Below are 21,732 nucleotides of genomic sequence, written 5' to 3'. Positions count from 1 at the left end.
CTGCTACAGGGTGTTTACAGCGTTAACGTGAGTCGGCTGATCAGCGCTCCCGGCAACAACGCCGAGGCCGTTGCCCGCTGACTATAGGTGCTGGCGGACAACAGGAGTTCCCGCTCCTGCGTCAAAGCTTCCAGCTGCGAACCCAGCAAACTGTAGGCGCTGTCATCAAACCGCATAGTGCTCACCGGCGCTTGGATCTCGCCGTTCTCGACCCAGAAGGTGGCAAACCGGGTCATGCCAGTCATGCGGGCACCGGGTTGGTCCGAGTAATTGAGGTACCACAGGTTGCTGATGTACAGGCCAGTACCCAGCTGCTTGAGAATGTCGGCGTCCGGCAAAGTCCCTGCCGCCATATTCACGGCGCTGGGTGATTCACCGGCGCCGGCGCCGTTGGCGGTCAGGCCGTATTCAGCGGCGCTGCGGGAGCTCACCAACTGCTCGCCCGCCCGGCCCTCGACGATCAGCTTCAGGTCGCTGCGCGGATAACCTTCGCCGGAAAACGCCGGGCTCAACGAGCCACTGACTTTTTCATCCAGTGATACCAGCTTACTGAACGCCTGGTCGCCGGCATAGAGCTTGTGCAACGGGCTGCTTTTGCTGGCAATCGACTGCGCGGAAAACCCGCCCCAGCACAGCATGCCGATGATTTCTTCCAGCGCCGCAGGTGCCAGGTAGGCGCGGTACTGCCCCGGCGCCAGGGTGCGCAATGGACGGCCGAGAAACTCGAGTTGCTCGCGAGCCTGCTGGAAGCGTTTGGCAAAGCCCTCGCTGTCCCACTCGTGCCCGGCGTAGCTGGCTTTCACCGCCTGGCCGTTTGCGTGAAACAGGCTGAAGTCGAAGTTGAAGCTGTTCGCCTGATGCCAGCCGAACGCCCCCGACGAACTGGCGAAGCCGCGACTGATCGGGCCTGCTGCGTAGAACCCGACGAGGTCGAGCCCTTGCGCCGCGCGGGTGATTTCAGCCACGGCCTGAGTGGTATCCGGCAGCGGATGATCCTGCACGTTGTTGCTCTGCCAGCCATTGAAGTTGAGCATCAGGTACGGATCTTCCGGCAACAGCGGCAAGGTCTCGCGCAGCTGCTGCAGGCCCTCGGCCAGTCGCAGGATATCGCTCTGCGGGTCATCCGACAGGGTGATGTCGAGATCGGCATGGCGGCCCTGGTCGATCAGCTTGAGACCGATGCTCGCCTGCTGCACCTGGCCGGCCTGGCGCACCTTGCCGTGGTTGAACCGCACGAAAGCCGATGACTCGGCGGCGTAGCTGAGGGTGAACTGTTCTGGCACGCGAATGGCGCCCTGCAGCCAGGTGACCAAGGCCTTGAACGACTCGGCCTGATTCCTCGGAATACTCATCAGGCGTCTCCCCCGAATACATCCACGTTACTGAACACACAGGCTGGCGAGGCGTGGCCTACGCGGATCACCTGGTTCGGTTCGCCCTTGCCGCAGTTCGGTGTGCCTAACACCTTGAAGGTGCTGGCGTCGCCGACGGCGCTGAGGCTTTTCCAGAACTGGGCGGAGATCGCCCGGTAGTTCGGGTTTTTCACCACCCCCTTGAGCTCGCCGTTCTCAATCAGTTGGCCCCACTCACAGCCGAACTGGAATTTGTTACGGGCGTCGTCGATCGACCAGGAGCGGTTGGTGCTCATCAGGATGCCGTGCTCGATGTTGCCGATCAGTTGCTCCAGCGGTTGATCGCCGGGCTCGATGTTCAGGTTGGCCATGCGATCTATCGGCGGACGGTTCCAGCCACAGGCGCGGCTGTTGGCAACGCCTTCCATGCCCGCACGAAACTGCGACAGGGCGCCACCCAATGGCCGCAACAACAAACCCTGCTTGATCAGGAACTGCTTGCTGGCAGCGCTGCCGTCGTCGTCATGGCCGTAGCTGGCGAGTTGTTCGGGAATGTCCGGATCGAAGGTGACGTTGAGCAAGTCGGAGCCATACTGCAGGCGACCGAAGTCTTCGGCTTTGACGAAGCTGGTGCCGGCGTAATTGCGCTCATCGCCGAGGATGCGGTCCAGTTCCAGCGGGTGACCGATGGACTCGTGGATTTGCAGCATCATCTGGTCGGGCATCAGCAACAGGTCACGCGGACCTTGCGGGGTGTTGGGCGCCAACAGCAGTTGCAGCGCCTGATCCGCCACTTGCGGACCGGCGCCAACCAGGCCGCAACGGCTGATCACATCGGCGCCGCCCTGCTGGCCGAAATTCTCGCAACCCAGGCTGCGGGTCTGGCTGTCGTTGCCGTCGTAGGCGGTGACGTCGAGGCCGGGATAGACGAAACGTTGGGCCTGGCGCAACTCGGCGCCGGCGCTGTTGAGGTAGATCTGCTCGACGTGGGTCACGCCGATGCTGACCTCCCAGTTCACCAGTCGCTCATCCTTTGGCACCGCCGCCGACTCGGCACCGAGCAGTTGGAAGCAGTCGCTGAGGCTGGGGAAGGGCTGCTCAAGATTGGGCGAGAAATAGTCGGCACGATCACTGGACACGGCCTGTTCGCGCAGGTCGAGCAAAGCGTGGGGCTTGAGCAGCCGCGCCTGTTGCTCGGCCTTGTCGAGCGCCGCTTGCAAGCCTTGTTGCGAGAGGTCGTTGGTCGCCGCGTAGGCTTCGACGCCATTGACGCGCACGGTGAGCATCGCGCCTTCGTCACGGCTCAGGCTCGGGGGCTCGGCGACGTTCTTGCGCACCGACAGGTACTGGCCGGACTCGCGCACATAACGCAACGAAAAGAACTCGGCGCCCGTGCGCAAGGCAGCAAAGCGCTGCTTGAGCTGGGGATGGAAATCGAACATTCGGGACCTCCCTGGAATGGAGTGGCGGTGAGGCGGTGTTGCGAAGGGGGGTGAAACGTTTGCGTGGCGCTAGATTAGGCCTGTGCGGGGGGAGGATCAAGTTTGGATCGGTGTGGGGAAGGATTGCCGGGAGGTATTTGGGGGCTGGTCGGGCCCCATCGCGAGCAGGCTCACTCCTACATTTGATCTCTGGCTAACACACGATGTGTGTTCGCTGAAGATCCCCTGTAGGAGTGAGCCTGCTCGCGATGGCAGCGCCTGGGTCTTACTGAGCAGTAACGCTCACATCCCGCATCGGCTTGCCACGCACCGGTGCATCACCGGCCACGTAATAATCCGCCGTGCTGCGCGGCAAAGGCTGGCGGCCGCGGATCTTGTCGGCGATTTTCTCGGCGATCATGATCGTTGGCGCGTTCAGGTTGCCAGTGGTGATGATCGGCATGATCGAAGCATCGACTACTCGCAGACCCTGCATGCCGTGCACTCGGCCTTCACCATCGACCACCGCCATTTCGTCGGTGCCCATCTTGCACGAGCAGGACGGGTGGAACGCGGTTTCGGCGTGCTCGCGGATGAACTTGTCGAGCTGCTCATCGGTTTGCACTTCGATGCCCGGGCTGATTTCGCGACCACGGTACTGGTCCAGCGCCGGCTGTTGCATGATTTCACGGGTCAGGCGAATGCCATCGCGGAATTCCTGCCAGTCCTGCTCGGTGGCCATGTAATTGAACAGGATGCTCGGGTACTCGCGCGGATCCTTGGACTTGGCCTGGATGCGGCCACGGCTCGGGGAACGCATGGAACCCATGTGCGCCTGGAAGCCGTGCTCTTTCACACCGTTGCTGCCGTTGTAGTTAATCGCGACCGGCAGGAAGTGGTACTGGATGTTCGGCCAATCGAATTCTTCGCGGGTACGGATGAAACCGCCGGCTTCGAATTGATTGCTGGCGCCAATGCCGGTGCCGTTGAACAGCCACTCGGCACCGATAGCCGGCTGGTTGTACCAGAGCAGCGACGGGTACAGCGAGACGGGTTGGGTGCAGGCGTATTGCAGGTACAGCTCGAGGTGATCCTGCAGGTTTTCGCCGACGCCTGGCAGGTCATGCACCACCGGAATGTCGAGCTTGTTCAGCAGTTCAGCCGGGCCGACGCCGGAGCGTTGCAGGATCTGCGGCGACGCGATGGCGCCGGAGCACAGCAGCACTTCCTTGCGGGCGCGGGCTTCAACGCGCTCTTCAGCGGCGCCGATCAGGTAACGCACGCCGACCGCACGCTTGCCTTCGAACAGGATCTTGTCGGTCAGGGCGTGGGTGACGATGGTCAGGGTCGAACGCTTCTTGGCAGTGTCCAGGTAACCACGAGCGGTGCTGGCGCGACGGCCGTTCGGCGTCACGGTGCGGTCCATCGGGCCGAAGCCTTCCTGCTGGTAACCGTTCAAGTCTTCGGTACGCGGGTAACCGGCCTGCACGCCTGCTTCAACCATCGCGTGGAACAGCGGGTTGTTGCCGGCTTTCGGCGTGGTCACGCTGACCGGGCCTTCACCACCGTGGTAGTCGTTCGGGCCGATGTCGCGGGTTTCCGCCTTGCGGAAATACGGCAGGCAGTTCAGGTAATCCCAGTCTTCCAGGCCTGGCAGCTTGGCCCAATTGTCGTAGTCCATGGCGTTGCCACGGATGTAGCACATGCCGTTGATCAGCGAAGAACCACCCAGGCCCTTGCCGCGACCGCATTCCATCCGGCGACCGTCCATGTGCGGCTCTGGATCGGTTTCGTAGGCCCAGTTGTAGCGACGGCCTTGCAGTGGGAACGCCAGGGCGGCCGGCATTTGCGTGCGGAAGTCCAGACGGTAGTCCGGGCCGCCGGCTTCGAGCAGCAGGACGGTGACGCCTTCGTCTTCAGTCAGACGGGTCGCCAGGGTGTTACCGGCGGAGCCGGCACCGATGATGATGTAATCGAATTCTTGGGACATTAAATGCACCCTCTTTGAAGTTGGTCAGGTCTGTAGCAGCTGCCGAGGCACGAGGCTGCGTTGCGTGTGCGCAGGACCGCCCTCAGGGGGCCGCTGCGCGGCCCAACGCAGCCTCGTACCTCGGCAGCTGCTACAGGGTTTTCAGCCGGGGCTTAGAAAACCGAGGCGTAATCGCCCAGCTCGACCTGTACCGATTTGATGCGAGTGAAGTTGTTCAGCGAGCTGATCCCGTTCTCACGGCCAACACCCGATTGCTTGTAGCCACCCACCGGCATCTTCGCGTCGGACTCGCCCCAGGCGTTGATCCAGCAGATACCGGCTTCCAGTTGATGAATCACACGGTGAGCGCGATTCAGGTCCTTGGTGACAATGCCGGCGGCGAGGCCGAAGTCGGTGTCGTTGGCGCGACGGATCACTTCTTCTTCGCTGTCGTAGGTCAGGATCGCCATCACCGGGCCGAAGATTTCTTCACGAACGATGGTCATCTCGTCGGTGCAGTCGGTGAATACGGTCGGGGCCACGAACGCGCCTTTGGCGAAGTCGCCTTCGGTCAGACGACCGCCGCCGCACAGGACGCGAGCGCCTTCTTCCTTACCTTTGGCGATGTAACCGAGCACGCTTTCCATGTGGGCGAAGCTGACCAGCGGGCCGAAGTTGGTGTTTTCGTCTTCCGGGTTGCCGATGCGGATGCGCGCAACGCGCTCAGCGATCTTGGCTTCGAAAGCGGCTTTCAAGTGAGTCGGCACGAACACGCGAGTGCCGTTGGTGCACACCTGGCCGGAGCTGTAGAAGTTGGCCATCATCGCGGTGTCGGCGGCGCGATCGAGGTCGGCGTCGTCGAAAATGATCAGTGGCGACTTGCCGCCCAGTTCCATGGTCACTTCTTTGAGCGACGAGCTGGAAGCGCTGGCCATGACTTTCTTGCCGGTGTCGGTGCCGCCAGTGAAGGACACTTTCTCGATGCGCGGGTGCTCGGTCAGCCAGGTGCCGACTTCACGGCCGCTGCCGGTCAGAACGTTGAACACGCCAGCCGGAACACCGGCTTCGGTGTAGATCTCGGCCAGTTTCAGCGTAGTCAGGGAAGTGACTTCACTAGGCTTGAAAATCATGGCGTTGCCGGCTGCCAGGGCAGGGGCGGACTTCCACAGGGCGATCTGGATCGGGTAGTTCCACGCGCCGATACCGGCTACAACGCCCAGCGGCTCGCGGCGGGTGTAGACGAAAGAAGTGTCACGCAGCGGGATCTGCTCGCCTTCGATGGCAGGCACCAGGCCCGCGTAGTACTCGAGTACGTCCGCACCGGTGACGATGTCGACGTACTTGGTTTCGGAGAACGACTTGCCGGTGTCCAGGGTTTCCAGGGCGGCCAATTCATCGTTGCGCTCGCGCAGGATGTCGACGGCGCGACGCAGGATGCGCGAACGCTCCATGGCGGTCATCGCGGCCCAGATTTTCTGGCCCTTTTCGGCGCTGACTACAGCGCGTTCCACGTCTTCCTTGGTCGCACGCTGGACGTTTGCGAGGACTTCACCGTTAGCCGGGTTGATGGCTTCGAAGGTAGCGTCGCTGCTGGCATCGCTGTAGCCGCCATCAATGTAGAGTTTTTGCAGTTCGAAACGGGCCATAAAGTCCTCGCAAGAGCATAAGTGGGTTGGCGGTAACCACTGCGGGTGAAGCCGGCCCCCATAAGGTTGTGGCAACACCGATCAGTAGCAGTTCAGGGGTTGAGCGTTTATGTGTGCTCTAACTCACCTGCTTGGCCAATTGGAAATCCATGTATTCGTAAGCGATCTGGTGCGCCTGGGCAGTGTCGAAAGCGTCTCCGGACAGCGCTCCGCGCAACCACAAACCGTCAATAAGCGCCGCCAGGCCACGGGCTGCACTGCGCGCATCATCGAGCGGCAATACGCGGCGGAACTGGCAACACAGGTTGGAATACAGGCGGTGATCGTTGATCCGCTGCAACCTGTGCAATGACGGGTGGTGCATGCTGGTGGCCCAGAAGGCCAGCCAGGTTTTCATTGCCGGGCCATTAACCTGGCTGGCGTCGAAGTTGCCTTCGATGATCACCTGCAGATGAGCCCGTGGGCTGTCATCTGTCAGCGCCTGACGACGCGCGGTGACGTTCTCGCTGAGGACACTCATCAGATACTGCGCCGTGGCAGCTATCAGGCCGTTCTTGTCCTGAAAATAGTGACTGATGATGCCATTCGAGACACCGGCCAAACGGGCGATCAGCGCAATGCTGGCGGCCCCCATTCCAACCTGATCGACGGCCAGTAAAGTGGCTTCGATCAACTGCTGACGGCGGATGGGTTGCATACCGACCTTGGGCATCTTGCACATCTCCTTAGGCCTTCCGGCAGACGTGGAACGTCTATCGGATTGAGGGCCAGTCTATTTTGTTTTGATTGAACGTTCAATCAACAAAGAATAAGCTCTGCGACAAATCGTCGCTGTTTTCAGATTTTTCCTACATGTGAATGGCGATAAACCGACATCCAAATCGTCTCGAAACCTATGCGCCCCGGCGCTTGCGGGCTTTCGGGCATTTTCCGGGTGTCTTTATATCACCCGCTGGTCGGCTGCCAACTAACCGATTGGTCGGGTACCGCTTTGCCTTGTGTTCTTCTCTCGCACTGCCCGGAGCATCTGTGCCATGAGTTCTGCCTCTCTTATAAAGACCCCACCCGAGAAGGTGACGGTCAACGGTTGGGTGTTCTACACCTCTACCGCGCTGATCCTGTTGTTGACCGCGATTCTGATCATCGCCCCGCAAGAGGCCGGCAGATTGCTCGGCATCGCCCAGGCCTGGTTGTCCCGCAGCTTCGGCTGGTACTACATGGTGGTGATTGCCGCTTACCTGGTGTTTGTCATCGGCTTGGCGTTTTCGTCCTACGGCAAACTCAAGCTGGGCAGCAAGGACGACACCCCGGACTTCAGCTATGGCGCGTGGGCGGGGATGCTGTTCTCGTCGGGTATCGGCATCTCGCTGCTGTATTTCGGCGCTTCCGAACCCCTGGATCACTACTTCAACCCGCCAGAAGGCGTGGCCGGTAGCAACATGGCTGCACGTCAGGCGGTACAGCTGACGTTCCTGCACTGGGGCCTGCATGGCTGGGCGATTTATGCGCTGGTCGGCTTGGCCGTGGCCTACTTCGCCTACCGGCATAACCAGCCGCTGGCGTTGCGTTCGGCGTTGTACCCGCTGGTGGGTGAGCGCTGGGTCAAAGGTGCGGCGGGTCATGCGGTAGACGGCTTTGGCATGTTCGTGACCCTGCTGGGCCTGGTCACCAACCTGGGGATTGGTTCGCTGCAGGTGTCGTCGGGCCTGGAAAACCTGTTCGGCATGGAGCACAGCAACACCAACCTGCTGATTGTGATCATCGTGATGAGCACCGTGGCGACCATTGCTGCGGTATCGGGGGTGGAAAACGGCATTCGTCGGCTGTCCAACCTGAACATCATTCTGTTCAGCGGCCTGCTGATATTCGTCCTGCTGTTCGGCCCGACATTGCACCTGCTCAACGGCTTCGTGCAGAACATCGGTGACTACCTCAACGGCGTGGTGCTGAAAACCTTCGACCTTTATGTGTATGAAGGCGACGCGGACAAGACCGAACGCTGGATGGGCCTGTGGACCCTGTTCTATTGGGCCTGGTGGATTTCCTGGGCGCCATTCGTGGGCATGTTCATCGCGCGTATTTCCCGTGGTCGCACCGTGCGTGAACTGGTTGCCGGCGTGCTGCTGATTCCACTGGGCTTCACCTTGGCGTGGCTGTCGATCTTCGGTAACTCGGCCCTGGACCTGGTGATGAACCATGGCGCGGTGGAGCTCGGTAAAACGGCGCTGGAACAGCCGTCCATGGCGATCTACCAGCTGCTGGAGCATTACCCGGCGTCGAAAGTGGTGATCGGCGTGTCGATCTTCGTCGGTTTTGTGCTGTTCCTGACGCCGGCGGACTCCGGCGCGGTGATGATGGCGAACCTGTCGTGCAAAGGTGGCAATGTCGATGAAGATGCGCCGCATTGGTTGCGGATCTTCTGGTCCGCGGTGATTACCCTGGTGACCATCGGGCTGTTGTTTGCCGGTAACTTCGAAGCCATGCAAACCATGGTGGTGCTGGCTGGCCTGCCATTCTCGGTGGTGCTGGTGTTCTTCATGTTCGGCTTGCACAAGGCTATGCGCCAGGACGTGCAGATCGAACAGGAGCAGGCGGAGCTTGCAGCGCGTGGTCGCCGTGGTTTCAGCGAGCGTTTGACCCAGCTGGATCTGCAACCGAACCAGTCGATCGTGCAGCGTTTCATGGACAAACAGGTGACCCCGGCGCTGGAAGAGGCGGCGGTGCTGTTGCGCGGCCAGGGCCTGGATGTGCAGACATTGCTGGGCAAGGCCAAGCGTTGCATGGGCCTGCGGATCGAGATGGAAGAGGGCAATCCGTTTGTCTACGAAGTGAGCCTGGATGGCTACCTGGCGGCGGCAAGCGATTCGGTCGCGGCTGAGAGCGCCGATGAACCCCGCGCACGTTATTACCGCGCCGAGGTTTACCTGCACAACGGCAGCCAGGATTACGACTTGATGGGCTTCACCCAGGATCAGATCACCCGTGACGTGCTCGATCAGTTTGAAAGCCATCGGCAGCTCCTTGGCCGGGTTTATAGCTGAGTTGTGAAGGGCGCGGCGTTTCAGTCTGAAACACCGCGTCGTTCTCATCGCGGGCAAGCCTTGCTCCCACAGGGTCCGGAATGATCACCCATTGATGATCTGATCCAGGCACTGTGGGAGCAAGGCTTGCCCGCGATGGGGCCATCAGCTTCAAAGCTGCTTGACCCGATATCCCCATAAACAAAAACGCCGCGATCTTCTCGCGGCGTTTTTGTGTCTACTGCCTTAACCCAGGTTCTTGCCGAGCAGTGCGTGATACAGCTCGCTGTCGCCTAGAATTCCCACCACCTGATTGTTGTCGTGCAGCACCAGCTTGTTGCCGGTCTGATAACGAATCTGCAACGCATCGCGCATGCCGATGTTCGAGTCCACCAGGGTCGGACGGCGGCCCAGGCCATCCACTGCCTGCCCGGGTACCCAGTTCTGCAGGTCCAGGCTCGCACCGTTTTGGCGGGCGCCCTTGATGGTGTTGCCTTCGGCCAGGTCCAGCCACGAATCGCCACCCGGGTCGAGGCAGACCGAACCATTGATGCGTTTGCACTTGTCCAGGGTGCGCATCAGGCTGCGACCGCACAGCACGTTCAATGGGTTGGTGTGAGCGACGAAGGTGCGCACGTAATCGTCCGCAGGGTTCAACACGATCTCTTCCGGCTTGCTGTACTGGATGATCCGGCCATCTTTCATGATCGCAATGCGACTGCCGAGCTTCAGGGCTTCGTCGAGGTCATGACTCACGAACACGATGGTCTTGCTCAGCTTGCGTTGCAGCTCCAGCAACTCATCTTGCAGTCCCTGGCGAATCAACGGGTCGAGCGCCGAGAACGGTTCATCCATCAGCAGGATGTCGGCATCCATCGCCAGCGCGCGGGCCAGGCCCACACGTTGCTGCATGCCACCGGAGAGCTCGTCGGGCTTCTTGTTACGCCATTGGGTCAGGCCTACCAGTTCGAGTTTTTCATCGACCAGTTTCTTGCGTTCCTTCTCCGGACGACCCTGCATTTCCAGACCGAAGCTGATGTTCTCGCGCACCGTCAGCCAGGGCATCAAGGCGAACTTCTGGAACACCATGGCGATGCGTTTGGTGCGCATCATCTTCAGCTCTGCCGGGGTACAGGAAGCGATGTCGATCTGCTTGCCTTCGTGTTCGACGAACAGCTTGCCCCGGCTAACGGTGTTGAGACCGTTGATGCAGCGCAGCAGGCTGGACTTGCCGGAACCGGACAGGCCCATCAGTACGCAGATTTCACCTTTTTCGATGTCCAGGCTGGCTTTTTCAACGCCGACAATTTGTCCGGTTTTCTTCAGGATCTGGTCGCGGGTCATGCCCTGGTCGAGCAGCTTGAGCGCCTCTCGCGGGTCCTTGGAAAAGATTACATCGACGTCTTCGAAGCGAATAATGCTCATGCGTCACCCCCTACTTTAGCGTCGGGTTGTTTGCAGATACGGTCGAGCATGATCGCCAGCAGTACGATCGCCAGGCCCGCTTCGAAGCCCAGGGCGATATCAGCAGTGTTCAGTGCGTTGACCACGGGTTTGCCCAGGCCGTCGGCGCCCACCAGTGCGGCAATCACCACCATCGACAACGACAGCATGATGCACTGGGTGATCCCGGCCGCAATGCTTGGCATCGCGTGGGGCAATTCAATCCGTGAGAGCAATTGACGGCGCGAGCAGCCGAAGGCTTTGCCGGCGTCCATCAGTTCCTGTGGAACATCCCGGATACCCAGGTAAGTCAGGCGGATCGGTGCGGCGATCGCGAATACCACCGTGGAGATCAAGCCCGGCACCACGCCCAGCCCGAAGAGGGTCAGGGTAGGAATGAGGTAAACGAAGGTCGGTACGGTCTGCATCAGATCGAGCACCGGACGCATCATGGTGTAGAACATCGGCTTATGCGCGGCAACGATGCCCAGCGGCACGCCGATGACCACGCAGACCAGGGTGGCGAACAACACCTGGGCGAGGGTTTCCATGGTCTCCTGCCAGTACCCCAGGTTGAGGATCAGCAGGAAGGAGGCAATGACGAATACCGTCAGTCCCCACTTTCGTTGAATGAAATGCGCCAGTAGTGCGATAAGGCCGATCAATGCCAGCGGGTTGAACCAGGTCAGCGCAAAAGTCACGCCGTGGATCATCGTTTCCAGGGACACGGCGATTGCGTCGAAGGTGTTGGCGCCATGTTGCGTCAACCATTCGACGAAGCCCGCGATGTACTGGCCTAAAGGGATTTTCTGATCAATCAGCATGGTATTGAACGTCCGCATGCAAGGAAATAACAGCCCGGGCAGGCAAGCCTGCCCGGCATAAGCGATGCTCCTGAATTCAAGGCTGTGCGAGCTTGGCTTTCACGGCCTCCAGGCCTGGTTTACCGTCAATGGTGGTCACGCCAGCGAGCCAGGTATCGAGCACCTGTGGATTCTTTTTCAGCCACGCCCGGGCCGCAGCGTCAGGCTTCATCTTGTCGTCCAGGACGTTGCCCATCAGCGTGCTTTCCATGTCGAGGGTGAACACCAGGTTTTTCAGCAACTGACCGACGTTGCTGCATTCCTGCGCGTAACCCTTGCGGGTGTTGGTGAAGATGGTCGCCTGGCCGAAGTTCGGGCCGAAGAAGTCGTCGCCGCCGGTCAGGTACTTCATCTTGAAGCGAGTGTTCATCGGGTGTGGTTCCCAACCCAGGAACACTACTGCGGTGTTGCGCCGCTGCGCGCGATCGACTTGCGAGAGCATGCCTGCCTCGCTGGACTCGACCACCTTGAACCCGGCGTCCTTGAGGCCGAAGGCGTTCTTGTCGATCATGCTCTGGATCAGACGATTGCCGTCGTTGCCAGGTTCGATGCCGTAGATCTTGCCATCCAGTTCCTTCTTGAACTTGGCGATGTCGGCGAAATCCTTCAGCCCCTTGTTATACAACTCTTCGGGGACGGCGAGGGTGTATTTCGCGTTTTCCAGGTTGGCGCGCAGGGTCTCCACGGTGCCGGCATCACGATACGCCTTGATGTCGTTTTCCATGGTCGGCATCCAGTTACCCAGGAACACGTCCATGTTCTTGCCGTCGGCCAGGGACTTGTAGGTCACCGGTACGGAGATCATTGTGGTTTTGGTCTTGTACCCCAGTGCGTCGAGAACGACGCTGGTGGTGGCGGTGGTCACGGTGATATCGGTCCAGCCGACATCGGAGAAGTTTACGGTGCTGCACTGGGCCGGTTCTGCAGCTTGCGCCAGAACCGGCAGACTAAGCATGGCGGCCAACAACAACGACGTGGAACCTTTCATTGACTGACTCCTTGGTGTTTTTTTTGGCAGTGTTCCGACTGGACCACCGCACTTATAGGTTGCGGTTGGATGGCGTTTTCAGACAGCTCTACCACGGCGCCTTGCAATCGAGTCGATATGATCATGTACCAGTGAAAATCTGACGCCTACAGGGTGCGTCGTATCCAGTACAGGGATGGTCGCATCCAGTGTCGGTGACGTCGTTTACAGCTTTTTTCTGCCCTGTTTGTCCCTCTGCTCCGCAAAAAAACGGCGAAACCATCACGTTGGCGACTCGCGGCGTTGGTGGACAAGAGTGCGTCGGTTCGAGACGTCGAACCACCGGATAAAAGCCTGATGATGCAGCCATATCGGCGGATTGCAGCTTGAGCGTAGCAGCTCCGTCACTGGGCGCTTTTGCGTCTGGAGTTGGGCATATCCAGGAGTTCGGCAGTAATGGCTATCAGCGTTTTCGACCTGTTCAAAATCGGCATTGGCCCTTCCAGTTCGCACACCGTGGGGCCCATGCGTGCCGCAGCACTGTTCGTGCAGGGCTTGCGCGAGCAAGGGCTGCTGGAGCAGGTCCGGCGCGTCGAGGTCCAGTTGTATGGTTCGCTGTCGGCCACGGGTATCGGTCACGGCAGCGACAATGCAGTGATCATGGGTTTGATGGGCGAGTGGCCGGACGCGATCGATCCGTCGCAGATCGGCATTCGCATCGCCACCCTGCGTGAAACCGATGAGTTATTGCTCGATGGTCATCTGCCGGTGCCGTTCATCTGGGCCCGTGACATGCGCCTGATCGACGAAAACCTGCCATTCCATCCCAATGCCATGACCTTGATCGTCGAAGGTGATGCCGGCGAACTGCACCGCGACACTTACTATTCAGTGGGCGGCGGTTTTGTCGTGGATCAGGCGCAGGCCAGCAGCGGCGTGGTGGATATGGACCGCACCGAGTTGCCATACGATTTCTCCAGTGCGGTCGAGTTGTTGAGCCTGTGTCAGAAGCACAACCTGCGAGTCGCCGAGTTGATGATGGCCAACGAAAAAGTCTGGCGCAGTGAAGACGAAATTCGTAGCGGCCTGATGAAGCTCTGGCGAGCGATGCAGGATTGCGTTGAGCAAGGTTTGAAGCACGAAGGCATCCTGCCCGGCGGCCTGAACGTGCGACGTCGCGCTGCCAGGTTGCACCGCAGTCTTCAGGAGCTTGGCAAGCCCAATGTGATCGGCTCGACGCTGAGTGCGATGGAGTGGGTCAACCTGTTCGCCTTGGCCGTCAACGAAGAAAATGCCGCAGGCGGGCGCATGGTCACGGCGCCGACCAATGGCGCGGCGGGGATCATTCCTGCAGTGCTGCATTACTTCATGAAGTTCAGCGAAGCGGTGACTGACGCCAATGTCGTCGACTATTTCCTGAGCGCGGCGGCTGTGGGGATTCTGTGCAAGAAGAACGCTTCGATCTCCGGCGCCGAAGTCGGCTGCCAGGGTGAAGTCGGGTCCGCTTGCGCGATGGCGGCGGCCGGCTTGGCGGAAATCCTCGGCGCCACGCCGGAGCAGCTGTGCAACGCGGCCGAGATTGGCCTGGAACATAACCTCGGGCTGACCTGCGACCCGGTGGGCGGGCTGGTGCAGGTACCCTGCATCGAGCGCAATGCGATTGCGGCGGTCAAGGCGATCAATGCGGCGCAGATGGCGTTGCGCGGGGACGGACAACACTTCATCTCGCTGGACCGGGTGATCCGCACCATGCGCGATACCGGGGCGGATATGCATGACAAATATAAAGAGACTTCGCGGGGTGGGTTGGCGGTCAGTGCGGTGGAGTGCTGATTCAGTAAGACCGAGCCGCCTGCTTCGCGAGCAAGCCCGCTCCCACACTGGATTTGTGATCGACGCAAATCAAATGTGGGAGCGGGCTTGCTCGCGAAGGCGTCAGACCAGTCAAAACTGCGCGCTAAGTGAACACTCGATTCCCAACGCGCCACCTTATGGCGCGTCGCTTACAGATAAGTCGTCCAAGTATTCAGCAGCCACTCGACCACTGGTCACCCGTGCTTGTGGTGACACTCGTTTCCATCTCGCCGCAGCCCTGTTCCCACAAGTGCTACCGATTTGCTCACACCCCGCCCGGCACTGCGCTTGTCCCGCCTGATGGCAATTTAAAACCCTACTCCCCGCGCGTCCTTTTATAGAAGCATCCGGACACATTCCGACGTCGTTTTCAGGAGTTATTGAACGCGCATTCAATTTTAGGCATGGCAATTGCTCTGTCATTACAAAGCCCGTCTCCCACGCGAGAACGATGGCAATAACAAGAGCCTCCGCCTGAGGCCATCACCCGCTTTGTGTGAGGAGATATGCGATGACGACGTTCAACTCCGGGGCTCAACCCCAGAACCGTGCGCCTCAATCCATCGGCTTTTTGCTGCTGGACAATTTCACGCTGATTTCTCTGGCGTCCGCAGTAGAACCGCTGCGCATGGCCAACCAGTTGTCCGGTCGCGAGCTGTATCGCTGGACCACACTCACCGTCGATGGCGGGCAGGTCTGGGCCAGTGACGGCCTGCAGATCACCCCAGACTGCTCCATGCACAAAGCGCCCGCGCTGGACACCATCATTGTCTGCGGCGGTATTGGCATCCAACGTACTGTGACCCGCGAACACGTGTCGTGGCTGCAAAGCCAGGCGCGTCAGTCGCGTCGTCTAGGCGCGGTCTGCACCGGCAGTTGGGCCCTGGCTTGCGCCGGCCTGCTGGACGGGTTTGATTGCAGCGTGCACTGGGAATGCCTGGCGTCGATGCAGGAAGCTTTTCCACGAGTGGCCATGAGCACCCGGTTGTTCACCCTCGATCGCAATCGCTTCACCAGCTCTGGCGGCACCGCGCCGCTGGACATGATGCTGCACCTGATCAGCCGTGATCATGGGCGCGAGCTGTCGGCCGCGATCTCGGAAATGTTCGTCTACGAGCGCATCCGTAACGAACAGGATCACCAGCGCGTGCCGCTTAAACATATGCTGGGCACCAACCAGCCGAAGCTGCAGGAAATCGTCGCGCTGATGGAGGCGAATCTGGAGGAGCCGATCGATCTGGATGAGCTTGCGGTGTACGTCGCGGTGTCGCGTCGCCAGCTGGAGCGGTTGTTCCAGAAGTACCTGCATTGTTCGCCGTCGCGGTACTACTTGAAATTGCGCTTGATCCGCGCCCGGCAGTTGCTCAAGCAGACGCCGATGTCGATCATCGAGGTGGCATCCGTGTGCGGCTTCGTGTCTACGCCGCACTTCTCCAAGTGCTACCGCGAATACTTCGGCATTCCGCCGCGTGACGAGCGCGTTGGTTCCAATACTACGCAGCAGGTTGCAATGATGCCGTTGCCGCAGGCGCTGGTGCTGTCGCCGTTGTCGGGACCGTTGTCGGCGTTGAGTCAGGCGCGCAATGAGTCGACTTTTGCCAGTGTGAGGCTTTAAACCGAGGCGCTTGCATCGCGGGCAAGCCTTGCTCCCACATTGGTCTAGGGCGGATCGCAAATTTGTAATCCAACCCGGAACCTGTGGGAGCAAGGCTTGCCCGCGATGAGTATCTATCAGGCGCTACGGCTCTGCTGGTACGCCGCCAACGCCGGCAACAACTGCTTGTCGATCGCCTGACGCACAGCCGGCAGGATGGTCGCGCTGCTGGTGTACATCTGCTTGACCATGGTCCGCAGCGTTATCGCCCGTTCATCGTTCAAACCCCGCACCGCACACTCACAAGCCTGTTCGGCGGTAGAACCGTTCGGTACTTGAAAACCCAATGATTTCAGCTGGCCCAGCAGGTCTTCCTGGTCAATCAAATCGGCGTGCATCATGACGCAATCCTTCTTCAGGGAACGGTGTCGTGATTCGATTCTCATCGGGGGGGCCGGTGGCGGCAAGGGCGATTTGTCGTAATGGCCGCGATACCTATGAACAGGTCGTTTTCGGCTAACTGCACCGAGAGCGGAGTGGGCACACTGGATTCAGCTGGCTTGACGAAGGTTGGTCACCCTCGCGCAACGGCTCCTCAACAGTACCCTCCTCAGCTCCGATCTTGTCACGGCTTGATCGGGGTTTTTTTTGCCTGTGAATCAGCGAACGATGTGGTGCCTGGCCTGACGTCTTCGCGAGCAAGCCCGCTCCCACAAGGGGGGTGGTGTGCACAAATCCAGTGTGGGAGCGGGCTTGCTCGCGAAGAACGATGACGCGGTCTAGCGTTGCAATACCAATATCCGCGACAACAACTCATCGCGATCCACATAACAACCCTGAAAATGCCGGGCGCCAGTGGCGGGGTCGAACGCATTACGGGCATGAAGGGTGCGGCGGTTATCAAAGCACCACATCTCACCCGGATTAAGCCGCTGCATCAGCCGAAACCGAGGCTCGCGGGTCATGGCAATAAAGCGCCGATAAGCTCGATACAACGTGGGCATCTGCTCGGCAGACGCATCGAACGGGCCGCGCAGAAAATTCGCCATCCGAATCTCCGAGACCTGGCCCAGCGCATCCAGGGCAATGATCGGCGCCAGGCACCGGTAGTCGCTGTGGCGATCCTTGTTGCGAAACTCCACGGGGATTTCACACAAGGATTTGAACGACTCGGGATCTTCCTCGCGCAACGCCTGGGCAATGGCAAAACCGTCGACGAAAATACTCTCGCCACCCTCGGCATCATTGACCAGGCAGTGCAGAAATTGCAGCCCCGGTTGCAGCTCTCGGGTCGGCAGGTCGCTGTGCAGCGGCAGGTTGAAAGCGGTGTAGGCATTGCTGTCGGCATCGGCCTTGGACTGCACGTTGAACAGCACGCCGAAGTTGCTCTCGCGAATGAAGGAAATGCGCTGGGCGATCAGCTTCAGCGAACCGGGTTCGGTGGGCACGTCGCGCACCTGGGTCAGGCCGATATCACGCACCGCCAATAGCCACTGCAGCAAGGTGTGGTTGTCGCTCATCAGCGCTGAATAGTCGAAGACTGGCAGCTGCAGGTCACTGCGCCACAACCTGGCCTTGGGTTTGCCAGCCCGGCGCTCGGCACGGGACTCGTCATCATAGGCATGAGCCCGCAACCAGCCCGGGTCGAAGCGGCTGAGATGGCCGCCCTGCCAGGCGACAGACAAGCATCCTTCGGCATCGATGTGCGCCTCGCAGGGCAACAGGTCCTGATCAACGTCAACGATTTCCAGCACCTGTTCGCGGGTCACTGTGTAGACGCACAGCGGGCACGGGCAATTGTCCCGCAGCCACTGGAAATGAAAAGGACTGAGGCGTCCGTCAGCCCAGGTCACTTGAATCCGGTCCGCCAGGGTGTGCACGGCGGTCAACGCGCTGATCAATGGATAGGTTCGGAAGTCGGCGAAAGCGGCGGCGGTGTTCAATGACGATCTCCTGGTTATTTTTTAGCGGGTAATGCGATCACTCGGCCAATGTATTCGGGAGCCGGCAGGTCGGTTTGCTCGGCGAGCATGGCTTGCAACTTGCTCAAGGTGTCTGCGCTGAAAGGCGCGGAGCGGGGGCCGGCGAGGTCGACGTGCAGCAGCATTTGCTCATTGCCCGCCAGTTCCTTGTCATCCCCCACAAGATGCAGGCTGTGATAAAGGTGCAGGCGCTTGCTGTCGTGGTCGATGATCCGGGTGTGTACTTCTACCTCGGCATCAAGCTTCACTTCGTGCAGATAATTGAGGTGCAGTTCGAGGGTAAACAGCGAGTTGCCACTGGCTTCGCGATTGTTGCTGTCCATGCCGAGACGATCCATCAGGGCGTCGGTGGCGTAGCTGAAGATGAGCAGGTAGAAGGCATCGCGCAGATGGCCGTTGTAGTCGACCCAGGCGGGGATGATGGTGGTTTGGTAGGTGGTGAGCGTGGGCATGGTGATTGTTCCAACATTGGTGGTGGATCGGCTGCCGTCTTCGCGAGCAAGCCCGCTCCCACATGGGATCTGCGTTGTGACATGCCCCTGTGGGAGCGGGCTTGCTCGCGAAAGGGCCAGGCCTGCAGACGCTTTACTCGCTGAAGGCCATCCCATGCTTCTCTTTGGTGGTCTTCACTGCTTCCAGCACCGCCAGCAGGCAGTCATCACGATAGCGTTCCAGCGCCGAAATGCTATGCGTACCCAGTTGATCGCTGGTGCCATCCACCACGTCATCGATCAATTTGTCGGTCAATTCCGGCGCCGGCAGATAGGTCCACGGCAACTGCAGCGCCGGGCCAAACTGCGCCATGAAATGGCGCATGCCAGCGTCACCGCCGGCGAGGGTGTAAGTCAGGAAAGTGCCCATGAACGACCAGCGCAAGCCCGCGCCAAAACGAATCGCATCATCGATTTCGCCAGTGGTGGCCACGCCATCGTTGACCAGGTGCAGAGCCTCGCGCCACAACGCTTCAAGCAGGCGGTCGGCGATAAAACCCGGTACTTCCTTGCGCACATGCAGTGGGCGCATGCCCAAGGACTCATACACCTTCATTGCCGCTTGAACGGCTTCAGGCGCAGTGTTTTTTCCACCGACAACTTCCACCAGTGGTAACAGGTACACCGGGTTGAAGGGATGCCCGACCACGCAGCGTTCCGGGTGGGTCGAGCTCTCGTAGAACTCGCTGGGCAACAGCCCGGAAGTGCTGGAGCCGATCAGGGCGTCGGGTTTGGTTGCCGCACTGATTTTGCTGTGCAGCTCGAGTTTCAGGTCCAGGCGCTCCGGGGCGCTTTCCTGGATGAAATCGGCATCGCGCACACATTCTTCGATGGTTGCGACAAAGCGCAGGCGGTCCTGTGAGGCACCGGGGGCCAGGCCTTGTTTTTCCAGGGCGCCCCAGGCGTTCGCGACTCGCTTGCGCAGGGCCGCTTCTGCCCCGGGCGCAGGGTCCCAGGCCACCACGTCGAGGCCGTGGGAGAGCGCGCGCGACACCCAGCCGCTGCCGATGACACCGCTGCCGAGGGCGGCGAAGGTTTTGATTTCGGTGATAAAGCTCATGGCGACTTCCTGAAAAATTTGCTGAACCCTGTGGGAGCGGGCTTGCTCGCGAAGAGGCCGGTACATCCGAAAGATCTCTTGCGTCAGAACCACCGCTTTCGCGAGCAAGCCCGCTCCCACAGATGAGATGTGTGACGTGGGATTTAACCGCGCTTGGTCAGGCCCATCTTTGCCCGGCCCTCGGCGGGTGTGAGTACGCGGGCACCGAGGCGGCTGAGGATTTCGCTGGCGCGCTCCACCAGTTGGCCATTGGTGGCCAGCACACCCTTGTCCAGCCAGATGTTGTCTTCCAGGCCGACCCGCACGTTGCCGCCGAGCAGCACCGCTTGTGCCGCCATCGGCATCTGCATGCGACCGATGCCAAAGCCGGCCCACACGGCGTTGGCGGGCAGGTTGTCGACCATGGCTTTCATGGTGGTGGTATCCGCCGGCGCGCCCCATGGAATGCCCAGGCACAGCTGGAACAGCGGATCATCGAGCAAGCCTTCCTTGATCATCTGCTTGGCAAACCACAGGTGTCCGGTGTCGAAAATTTCCAGTTCGGCCTTAACGCCGAGCTCCTGAATGCGTTTGGCGCCAGCGCGCAGTTGCGCCGGAGTCGATACGTAAATGGTGTCGCCATCACCGAAGTTCAGCGTGCCGCAGTCCAGGGTGCAGATTTCCGGCAACAGCTCTTCAACATGGGCCAGGCGTGTCAGCGGGCCGACCAGGTCAGTGTTGGGCCCGAACTCCATCGGGTTTTCGCCAGCACCGATTTCCAGGTCGCCGCCCATACCGGCAGTGAGGTTGACGATGATGTCGACGTCGGCCTCGCGGATGCGCTCCATCACTTCGCGGTACAGCGCCACGTCACGGCTGAACTTGCCGGTTTCGGGGTTGCGCACATGGCAGTGGACCACGGTGGCGCCAGCCTTGGCGGCTTCCACGGCGGCGGCGGCGATTTGTTTCGGGGTGACCGGCACGTGTGGGCTCTTGGCGGTCGTGTCGCCAGCACCGGTGAGTGCGCAGGTGATGATGACGTCGTGGTTCATGAGGCGGGTTCCTTGCAGGCGTGATGATTCCGTTCGCAGCCCGGTGGGGCTGCGATTCGGTGGTTCAATCAGGGTTTATTTACTGGTCAGTTTCAGGTTGTCAGCCGCCGGTTTGCCGTCGAAGGTGGTCACGCCTTCGAGCCAGCGCTGTTTGTCCTGCGGGTGGTCCTTGAGCCATTGTCTGGCTGATTCGAACGCGTCCTTGTGATCCAGCAGCGGCTGCATCATTCGGCTTTCGTCTTCGGCGGAGTAGGTCAGGTTGCTCAGCAGGCGCCCGATGTTCGGGCATTGCTGCGAGTAGTTCGGCGCGGTAACGGTCCAGACCGTGGCCATGCCTTCATTCGGGCCGAGGGCATCCTCACTGCCGGTGAGATAGGTCATCTGCACGTTGACGTTCATCGGATGCGGCGCCCAGCCGAAGAACACCACGGCCTCCTTGCGCCGCACCGCACGATCCACTGCCGCAAGCATGCCGGCCTCACTGGATTCGACCAGCTGGAACTTGCCCAGGCCGAACTGGTTCTTGGCGATCATCGCCTTGATCTGAGTATTGGCCCCCGAGCCAGGCTCGATGCCGTAGATCTTGCCGCCCAGTTCTTTCTCGAACTTGGCGATGTCGGCGAAAGTCTTCAGGCCTTTGTCGGCCAGATAGGTCGGTACGGCAAGGGTCGCGCGGGCGTCTTTGAGGCTGGGCGCATCAAGTACCTTGACCTGTTTGGCGTCGACGAACGGGGTGATGGTCTGGGTCATCAGCGGGTTCCAGTAGCCCAGGAACAGGTCCAGGCGCTGGTCGCGAATCCCGGCGAAGATGATTTGCTGGGACGCGCTGGTTTGTTTGGTGTTGTAGCCGAGGCCGTCGAGCAGGACCTGGGTCATGGCACTGGTGGCGATCACGTCGGTCCAGTTCACCACGCCCATGCGCACGTTCTGGCAGGACGCAGGTTCGGCCGCCATGACGCTGGCGCTCAGGAAAGCGGTACCGCTGAGTGCAAGAACACAGCTGCTGATCAGTCGTTTCATGTCGGGTTCCTCGGCAGAC

The 21,732-nt window shown here is 60.3% G+C and carries 17 protein-coding genes; 3 read left to right on the top strand and 14 right to left on the bottom strand.

Going from position 1 to position 21,732, the window contains the following annotated elements; translation table 11 throughout:
* Window positions 1–14: 14 nt before the first annotated feature.
* The 5 genes from ORL50_RS00785 to betI all read right to left on the bottom strand — a co-directional run bounded on the left by ORL50_RS00785 (window position 15) and on the right by betI (window position 7,100).
* Window positions 15–1,352, bottom strand: coding sequence for a TldD/PmbA family protein (locus ORL50_RS00785; protein WP_266009231.1), 1,338 nt, complete (start codon window positions 1,350–1,352; stop codon window positions 15–17).
* On the bottom strand, window positions 1,352–2,794 hold the full coding sequence (locus ORL50_RS00780; protein ID WP_266009229.1) for a TldD/PmbA family protein: 1,443 nt from the start codon (window positions 2,792–2,794) through the stop codon (window positions 1,352–1,354). Before ORL50_RS00780 ends, ORL50_RS00785 begins: the two co-directional genes overlap by 1 nt.
* Window positions 2,795–3,059: 265 nt before the next feature.
* A complete protein-coding gene (gene betA / locus ORL50_RS00775) occupies window positions 3,060–4,763 on the bottom strand; it encodes a choline dehydrogenase (RefSeq protein WP_266009227.1) in 1,704 nt (567 codons plus the stop codon).
* A 152-nt stretch (window positions 4,764–4,915) separates the two neighbouring features.
* Entirely contained in the window at window positions 4,916–6,388 is a 1,473-nt protein-coding gene (gene betB, locus ORL50_RS00770) for a betaine-aldehyde dehydrogenase (protein ID WP_266009225.1), read from the bottom strand.
* Between the two features lie 118 nt (window positions 6,389–6,506).
* The gene (gene betI / locus ORL50_RS00765; RefSeq protein ID WP_266009223.1) at window positions 6,507–7,100 is read right to left on the bottom strand and encodes a transcriptional regulator BetI; all 594 of its coding nucleotides are present in this window, start codon (window positions 7,098–7,100) and stop codon (window positions 6,507–6,509) included.
* A 379-nt stretch (window positions 7,101–7,479) separates the two neighbouring features.
* Here betI and ORL50_RS00760 point away from each other — a divergent pair, with 379 nt between their 5' ends.
* Window positions 7,480–9,429: a BCCT family transporter gene (locus tag ORL50_RS00760; RefSeq protein ID WP_266009686.1), complete on the top strand. Its 1,950-nt coding sequence runs from the start codon at window positions 7,480–7,482 to the stop codon at window positions 9,427–9,429.
* 225 nt (window positions 9,430–9,654) lie between these two features.
* Here ORL50_RS00760 and choV read toward each other — a convergent pair whose 3' ends face one another.
* The 3 genes from choV to ORL50_RS00745 all read right to left on the bottom strand — a co-directional run bounded on the left by choV (window position 9,655) and on the right by ORL50_RS00745 (window position 12,702).
* A complete protein-coding gene (choV, locus tag ORL50_RS00755; protein WP_266009220.1) occupies window positions 9,655–10,833 on the bottom strand; it encodes a choline ABC transporter ATP-binding protein in 1,179 nt (392 codons plus the stop codon).
* Window positions 10,830–11,675: a choline ABC transporter permease subunit gene (gene choW / locus ORL50_RS00750; protein WP_122841190.1), complete on the bottom strand. Its 846-nt coding sequence runs from the start codon at window positions 11,673–11,675 to the stop codon at window positions 10,830–10,832. Before choW ends, choV begins: the two co-directional genes overlap by 4 nt.
* A 76-nt stretch (window positions 11,676–11,751) precedes the next feature.
* Entirely contained in the window at window positions 11,752–12,702 is a 951-nt protein-coding gene (locus tag ORL50_RS00745) for a choline ABC transporter substrate-binding protein (protein ID WP_266009217.1), read from the bottom strand.
* Window positions 12,703–13,137: 435 nt separating this feature from the next.
* Here ORL50_RS00745 and ORL50_RS00740 point away from each other — a divergent pair, with 435 nt between their 5' ends.
* Both ORL50_RS00740 and gbdR read left to right on the top strand, forming a co-directional pair.
* Window positions 13,138–14,514: an L-serine ammonia-lyase gene (locus ORL50_RS00740; RefSeq protein WP_266009215.1), complete on the top strand. Its 1,377-nt coding sequence runs from the start codon at window positions 13,138–13,140 to the stop codon at window positions 14,512–14,514.
* A 532-nt stretch (window positions 14,515–15,046) separates the two neighbouring features.
* Window positions 15,047–16,150, top strand: coding sequence for a choline metabolism transcriptional regulator GbdR (gene gbdR / locus ORL50_RS00735; protein ID WP_201198415.1), 1,104 nt, complete (start codon window positions 15,047–15,049; stop codon window positions 16,148–16,150).
* Window positions 16,151–16,266: 116 nt separating this feature from the next.
* Here gbdR and ORL50_RS00730 read toward each other — a convergent pair whose 3' ends face one another.
* From ORL50_RS00730 to ORL50_RS00705, 6 genes are all read right to left on the bottom strand, one after another.
* Window positions 16,267–16,530, bottom strand: a complete 264-nt coding sequence (locus ORL50_RS00730; RefSeq protein WP_266009211.1) for a hypothetical protein — start codon at window positions 16,528–16,530, stop codon at window positions 16,267–16,269.
* A gap of 378 nt (window positions 16,531–16,908) precedes the next feature.
* Window positions 16,909–18,072, bottom strand: a complete 1,164-nt coding sequence (locus ORL50_RS00725) for a gamma-butyrobetaine dioxygenase (protein WP_266009209.1) — start codon at window positions 18,070–18,072, stop codon at window positions 16,909–16,911.
* 14 nt (window positions 18,073–18,086) lie between these two features.
* Window positions 18,087–18,563 carry a thioesterase family protein gene (locus ORL50_RS00720; RefSeq protein ID WP_266009207.1) on the bottom strand — a complete coding sequence of 159 codons (477 nt, stop codon included), beginning with the start codon at window positions 18,561–18,563 and terminating at the stop codon, window positions 18,087–18,089.
* A 133-nt stretch (window positions 18,564–18,696) separates the two neighbouring features.
* Window positions 18,697–19,662, bottom strand: a complete 966-nt coding sequence (locus tag ORL50_RS00715) for an L-carnitine dehydrogenase (protein ID WP_266009205.1) — start codon at window positions 19,660–19,662, stop codon at window positions 18,697–18,699.
* A gap of 143 nt (window positions 19,663–19,805) precedes the next feature.
* Window positions 19,806–20,693 carry a 3-dehydrocarnitine:acetyl-CoA trimethylamine transferase CdhC gene (gene cdhC / locus ORL50_RS00710; RefSeq protein ID WP_150711210.1) on the bottom strand — a complete coding sequence of 296 codons (888 nt, stop codon included), beginning with the start codon at window positions 20,691–20,693 and terminating at the stop codon, window positions 19,806–19,808.
* 75 nt (window positions 20,694–20,768) lie between these two features.
* Window positions 20,769–21,713, bottom strand: coding sequence for a choline ABC transporter substrate-binding protein (locus tag ORL50_RS00705; RefSeq protein ID WP_266009200.1), 945 nt, complete (start codon window positions 21,711–21,713; stop codon window positions 20,769–20,771).
* Window positions 21,714–21,732 lie beyond the last annotated feature (19 nt).

The sequence above is a fragment of the Pseudomonas sp. RIT-562 genome (assembly GCF_026241895.1).
Lineage (GTDB): Bacteria > Pseudomonadota > Gammaproteobacteria > Pseudomonadales > Pseudomonadaceae > Aquipseudomonas > Aquipseudomonas mandelii_F.
The sequence above is the reverse complement of the archived record's forward strand: the minus strand, read 5'-3'. Positions and strand labels throughout refer to the sequence as shown.

Bases quoted from the DNA above. Each gene is read 5' to 3' on its own strand.
- ORL50_RS00785 (WP_266009231.1), bottom strand. From the start codon at position 1,352: ATGAGTATTCCGAGGAATCAGGCCGAGTCGTTCAAGGCCTTGGTCACC.
- ORL50_RS00780 (WP_266009229.1), bottom strand. From the start codon at position 2,794: ATGTTCGATTTCCATCCCCAGCTCAAGCAGCGCTTTGCTGCCTTGCGC.
- betA (WP_266009227.1), bottom strand. From the start codon at position 4,763: ATGTCCCAAGAATTCGATTACATCATCATCGGTGCCGGCTCCGCCGGT.
- betB (WP_266009225.1), bottom strand. From the start codon at position 6,388: ATGGCCCGTTTCGAACTGCAAAAACTCTACATTGATGGCGGCTACAGC.
- betI (WP_266009223.1), bottom strand. From the start codon at position 7,100: ATGCCCAAGGTCGGTATGCAACCCATCCGCCGTCAGCAGTTGATCGAA.
- choV (WP_266009220.1), bottom strand. From the start codon at position 10,833: ATGAGCATTATTCGCTTCGAAGACGTCGATGTAATCTTTTCCAAGGAC.
- choW (WP_122841190.1), bottom strand. From the start codon at position 11,675: ATGCTGATTGATCAGAAAATCCCTTTAGGCCAGTACATCGCGGGCTTC.
- ORL50_RS00745 (WP_266009217.1), bottom strand. From the start codon at position 12,702: ATGAAAGGTTCCACGTCGTTGTTGTTGGCCGCCATGCTTAGTCTGCCG.
- ORL50_RS00740 (WP_266009215.1), top strand. From the start codon at position 13,138: ATGGCTATCAGCGTTTTCGACCTGTTCAAAATCGGCATTGGCCCTTCC.
- gbdR (WP_201198415.1), top strand. From the start codon at position 15,047: ATGACGACGTTCAACTCCGGGGCTCAACCCCAGAACCGTGCGCCTCAA.
- ORL50_RS00730 (WP_266009211.1), bottom strand. From the start codon at position 16,530: ATGATGCACGCCGATTTGATTGACCAGGAAGACCTGCTGGGCCAGCTG.
- ORL50_RS00720 (WP_266009207.1), bottom strand. From the start codon at position 18,563: ATGCCCACGCTCACCACCTACCAAACCACCATCATCCCCGCCTGGGTC.
- ORL50_RS00715 (WP_266009205.1), bottom strand. From the start codon at position 19,662: ATGAGCTTTATCACCGAAATCAAAACCTTCGCCGCCCTCGGCAGCGGT.
- cdhC (WP_150711210.1), bottom strand. From the start codon at position 20,693: ATGAACCACGACGTCATCATCACCTGCGCACTCACCGGTGCTGGCGAC.
- ORL50_RS00705 (WP_266009200.1), bottom strand. From the start codon at position 21,713: ATGAAACGACTGATCAGCAGCTGTGTTCTTGCACTCAGCGGTACCGCT.